The 4601-nt window shown below is 67.6% G+C and carries 5 protein-coding genes; all 5 read left to right on the top strand.

The features are described 5' to 3' along the window. Positions 1–893 (top strand): ribosome biogenesis GTPase Der (gene der / locus AC1D12_RS25430; protein WP_477843683.1); only part of this gene is annotated, 893 nt, incomplete at its 5' end. Positions 894–990: 97 nt separating this feature from the next. Then, complete coding sequence (hfq, locus tag AC1D12_RS25425) at positions 991–1233, top strand: RNA chaperone Hfq (protein ID WP_047502530.1); 243 nt, start codon at positions 991–993, stop codon at positions 1231–1233. A 55-nt stretch (positions 1234–1288) separates the two neighbouring features. Beyond that, positions 1289–2530, top strand: coding sequence for a GTPase HflX (gene hflX / locus AC1D12_RS25420; protein ID WP_477843681.1), 1242 nt, complete (start codon positions 1289–1291; stop codon positions 2528–2530). A 23-nt stretch (positions 2531–2553) separates the two neighbouring features. Then, entirely contained in the window at positions 2554–3897 is a 1344-nt protein-coding gene (hflK, locus tag AC1D12_RS25415; protein ID WP_465112310.1) for an FtsH protease activity modulator HflK, read from the top strand. A 33-nt stretch (positions 3898–3930) separates the two neighbouring features. Further along, on the top strand, positions 3931–4601 hold a 671-nt coding region (gene hflC, locus AC1D12_RS25410), incomplete at its 3' end, for a protease modulator HflC (RefSeq protein WP_477843679.1).

Raw genomic sequence — 4601 nt, 5'->3', positions numbered from 1 at the left:
CGCACGGCCAGGGCATCCGCAGCCTGACCGAGGCCGCGCTGGAAGACTTCCCGTTCGACGAAGAGCCCGAGGAGCCGGAAGAGGGTGCGCCGATCCGCCTGGCTGTCGCCGGCCGGCCGAACGTCGGCAAGTCGACGCTGATCAACACCTGGCTCGGCGAGGAGCGCCTGGTGGCGTTCGACCAGCCGGGCACGACGCGCGACGCGATCACCGTGCCGTTCGAGCGCCACGGGCAGAAGTTCGAGCTGATCGACACCGCCGGGCTGCGCCGCAAGGGCAAGGTGTTCGAGGCGATCGAGAAGTTCTCGGTCGTCAAGACGCTGCAGGCCATCGCCGACGCGAACGTCGTGCTGCTGCTGCTCGACGCGACCCAGGGCGTGACCGACCAGGATGCGCACATCGCCGGCTACATCCTCGAGAGCGGCCGCGCGGTGGTGGTGGCCGTCAACAAGTGGGATGCCATCGACGACTACCAGAAGCAGACGCTCGAGCGCTCGATCGAGCAGCGTCTCGCATTCCTGAAGTTCGCACCGGTGCTGCGCATCTCGGCCATCAAGCGGCAGGGGCTCGGCCCGGTCTGGCAGGGCATAGCCGATGCGCATGCGTCGGCCACCCGCAAGATGACGACGCCGGTGCTGACACGGCTGCTGCACGAGGCGGTGGAGTTCCAGACGCCCAAGCGCGCCGGCGCCTTCCGCCCGAAGCTGCGCTACGCCCACCAGGGCGGCATGAACCCGCCGGTGATCGTGATCCACGGCAACTCGCTCGAGCACGTGACCGACGTGTACAAGCGCTTCCTCGAAGGGCGCTTCCGGGCGCACTTCAAGCTGGTCGGCACCCCGCTGCGCATCGAGATGCGCTCGTCGAGCAACCCGTTCGCCGACAAAGAGTGACCGACAAAGATTGCTTCATTTGGCCCGCCATGCTGCGATGCAGCGCGGCGCTGTGTTAACGTGACGACCTCCATCACTTTCCATCACGGAGCATATCGTGAGCAATAAAGGGCAGCTTCTACAAGACCCGTTTCTGAACCTGCTTCGCAAAGAGCATGTTCCGGTGTCGATCTACCTCGTGAACGGCATCAAACTGCAGGGCCACATCGAATCTTTCGATCAGTACGTCGTCCTGCTGCGCAACACCGTGACGCAAATGGTCTACAAGCACGCGATCTCGACCGTCGTGCCCGGCCGCGCGGTGAACTTCCACGCCGCCGAGGCGCCGGAGCAGACCTGAGACCGCTGAGGTCGCCCGGGTGGGTGCGCCACCAACTTCCGAGGCGGCGTCCCGCATGAGCGCTGCTGGCTCCAACGCCGCGGCGCAGGCTGCGTTGCCGCGCGCCATCCTGGTGGGCGTCGATTTCGGCGGCGGTTCGCACGGTGGTTCGCATTTCGATGCGAGCCTCGATGAACTCGCGCTGCTGGCCGAGTCGGCCGGCGACCTGCCGGTGGCACGCGTCACGGCGCGGCGCAAGTCGCCCGACCCGGCGCTGTTCGTCGGTTCCGGCAAGGCCGACGAGATCAWGGCCCTGGTGCTCGGCCACCAGGCCGAAGCGGTGCTGTTCGACCAGGCCTTGTCGCCGGCACAGCAGCGCAACCTCGAGCGCCACCTGGGCGTGGCCGTCGCCGACCGCACGATGCTGATCCTCGAGATCTTCGCCGCCCGGGCGCAGAGCCACGAGGGCAAGCTGCAGGTCGAACTCGCGCGGCTGCAGTACCTGTCGACACGCCTGGTGCGCCGCTGGAGCCACCTGGAGCGCCAGCGCGGCGGCATCGGCAACCGCGGCGGCCCCGGCGAGGCGCAGATCGAACTCGACCGCCGCATGATCGGCGAGCGCATCAAGTCCGTGAAGGAGCGGCTGGTGCGCGTGAAGAAGCAGCGCAACACGCAACGCCGCTCGCGCGAGCGCAGCGGCACTTTCCGCGTCTCGCTGGTGGGCTACACGAACGCCGGCAAGTCGACGCTGTTCAATGCGCTCGTGAAGGCGAAGAGCTATTCGGCCGACCAGCTGTTCGCGACGCTCGACACCACCACGCGCCAGCTCTACCTCGAAGACATCAGCCGCTCGGCCGCGCTCTCGGACACCGTCGGTTTCATCCGCGACCTGCCGCACAAGCTGGTCGAGGCCTTCGAGGCGACGCTGCAGGAGGCGGCCGACGCCGACCTGCTGTTGCACGTGGTCGATGCCGCGAGCCCGGTGCTGGCCGAGCAGATGGCCGAGGTGCAGCGCGTGCTGGGCGACATCGGCGCGGCCGACATCCAGCAGGTGCTGGTCTACAACAAGCTCGACAAGCTCGAATTCGCGCAGCACCCCCGCTATCACGCCGACGTGCTGGAACTTGAAGGCGGCGTGCGAGTCCCACGCGTCTTCGTCAGCGCGCTCGACGGCCGCGGCCTGCCGGAACTGCGCCGCATCCTGTCGGCCGCGGTGGCCGGCACGCTGCAGGACGACTTGAACGCCATGCATTCATCCTCAACTCCGCCGTTGGCGTATCCCTCGGATCCGTCCGAGCTGCCCGACGCCGCAGCGTGAGCCCGAATCCTCTGCACACCCACATGACCATGAGCTCCAACCCAGTTCTGCCTGCCGCCGGCCCCGCCTCGCAGGTTCGTGACGTGGCCCATGCAGCCAAGGCCTTGCTGTCCGGTCTGGGCGGCGCGGCCTTCGCCAGCCTGCGCGGTGCGCGCTCCGGCGTCCAGGCCCCGGTGCTGAACAGCGGCGGCCGCGGCGACGGCCCGCCCGACCTCGACGAGCTGTGGCGTGATTTCAACCGCAAGCTGAGCGGCCTGTTCGGCGGCAAGGGCGGACAGCGCTCGAACGGCTCGGGCGGCGGCAGCGGTGGCAATGGCGGCGGCCCCGACATGCGCAGCGCCGGCATCGGCATCGGCCTGATCGCCGGCGTGGTCGTGCTGATCTGGGCCTTCAGCGGCTTCTTCATCGTGCAGGAAGGCCAGCAGGCGGTCATCACCTCGTTCGGCAAGTACAGTCACACGGTCGACGCCGGCTTCACCTGGCGCTTCCCGTACCCGTTCCAGGCCCACGAGACGGTGCCGGTCACGCAGCTGCGCACCAAGGAGATCGGCCGCAGCAACGTGGTGCAGGCCACCGGGCTGCGCGATTCGTCGATGCTGACGCAGGACGAGAACATCATCGACATCCGCTTCAGCGTGCAGTACCGGCTGAAGGATGCGCGCTCGTACCTGTACGAGAACCGCAACCCCGATGACATCGTCGTCGAGCAGGCCGCCGAATCGGCGGTGCGCGAGATCGTCGGCAAGGCGAACATGGACTCGGTGCTGTACGAGCAGCGCGATGCGATCGCGATCGATCTCGTCAAGTCGATCCAGACCCAGCTCGACCGGCTGCGCACCGGCATCCTGATCGTCAACGTCAACGTGCAGAGCGTGCAGGCGCCCGAGCAGGTGCAGACCGCGTTCGACGATGCGTTCCGCGCCGGTGCCGACCGCGAGCGCGCGAAGAACGAGGCGCAGGCCTATGCGAACGACGTGATCCCGAAGGCGCAAGGCACGGCTGCACGGCTGCGCGAGGAGTCCGAGGCCTACAAGGCCCGCGTCGTCGCGACGGCCGAGGGTGATGCGCAACGCTTCAACCAGGTGTTCACCGAGTACCAGAAGGCGCCCGGGGTCACGCGCGACCGCATGTACATCGACACGATGCGGCAGGTCTATTCGAGCGTCAGCAAGGTGATGGTCGACACGCGCGACAACTCCAACCTGCTGTACCTGCCGCTCGACAAGCTGATGCAGCAGGTCGGCAGTGCCGTGCCGGCCACCACGGCGCCGGCCACCACGCCCACCGAGGCCCCGGCCGGCACCCCGGGCAGCGTCGACATCCGCTCGCGCGACGGCCAGCGCAGCCGCGACCGCGACGGCCGCTGATCCCACGGCGAAGAGAACCGCAGAAAGCTCACCATGAATCGACTCGCCATGCTCGTCGCCGGTGCCCTGGTGGCACTGATGCTGCTGTCCTCCGTCCTGTTCATCGTCGACCAGCGCCAGTTCGCGGTCATCTATGCACTGGGCGAGATCAAGGAAGTCATCTCCGAACCGGGCCTGAAGGCGAAGCTGCCGCCGCCGCTGCAGAACGTGGTCTTCCTCGACCGCCGCGTGCAGACGCTGGACAGCCCCGAGACGCGCCCGATCTTCACCGCCGAGAAGAAGAGCCTGGTCATCGACTGGCTGGTCAAGTGGYGCGTGATCGATCCGAAGCAGTTCATCCGCAACAACGGCACCGACATGCGCAATGTCGAGAACCGCCTGAGCCCGATCGTGCAGGCCGCCTTCAACGAAGAGGTGACCAAGCGCACGGTGCAGGCGATGCTCGCGACCGACCGCGACCGCGTGATGCAGGGTGTGCGGGTGCGCCTGACCGACGAGGCGAAGGCCTTCGGCATCGAGATCATCGACGTGCGGATCAAGCGCGTCGACTTCTCGGCCAACGTGACCAGCTCGGTCTACAGCCGCATGGAATCCGAGCGCAAGCGCGTGGCCAACGAGCTGCGTTCGACCGGTGCGGCCGAAGGCGAGAAGATCCGCGCCGATGCCGACCGCCAGCGCGAGGTGATCGTCGCCGAGGCGTACCG

It is taken from the genome of Rhizobacter sp. P1_G5, from assembly GCF_056405435.1.
This window is presented reverse-complemented; position numbering and strand designations above follow the sequence as displayed.

Bases quoted from the DNA above. Each gene is read 5' to 3' on its own strand.
- hflK (WP_465112310.1), top strand. From the start codon at position 2,554: ATGACCATGAGCTCCAACCCAGTTCTGCCTGCCGCCGGCCCCGCCTCG.